Source organism: Neisseria sp. P0021.S006 (assembly GCF_051956895.1).
This window is the reverse complement of sequence record NZ_JBQCWZ010001210.1, coordinates 1-460: the sequence shown is the minus strand read 5'-3', so window position 1 is coordinate 460 and position 460 is coordinate 1. Positions and strand designations below refer to the sequence as shown.

Sequence of the window (460 nt, the reverse complement as noted above, 5' to 3'; positions counted from 1 at the left end):
CCATAAAGTCCATGGCAAAGGTCAAAACGATATTTATATGTGTAAAGTCGATGTAGCTTTAAACTCTACCGAAGCCAAATCCGCTTTGGATCCTAGCATCCGCGTTCACTACGGTAGCACATCCGGCGCAACTTTGACTTCCCGTCAAATCTCCAACTCAGTCGGCAAAACCCCTGATGAAACCTGCCAACGCGCATTCCTGAGCGCGGTTAAACGCTTCCAAAGCACTGCACATCGCAAAAAAGCCAAATCCGTTCACCTGGTTAGCTACTTTGACAAAGTAACCAAAGGCGGTAACGAGTACGAATGCCACATCGCTACATTCAACAGCCGTGTGGTTTTGAAAGGCAGCTTCCACTAAGTAATGTCAAAAATGCCGGACTTCAATATGAAGTTTGGCATTTCTCTATTTTATGGATACGACACCTCTTCAATGCCTGCTGGCCGATCCGTCTTTTAC

General features: G+C 46.1%; 1 protein-coding gene. It reads left to right on the top strand.

Annotated features, from left to right (window positions below):
- Positions 1-361 (top strand): hypothetical protein (locus tag ACTHUM_RS19520; protein WP_440403944.1); only part of this gene is annotated, 361 nt, incomplete at its 5' end.
- Positions 362-460: the final 99 nt, after the last annotated feature.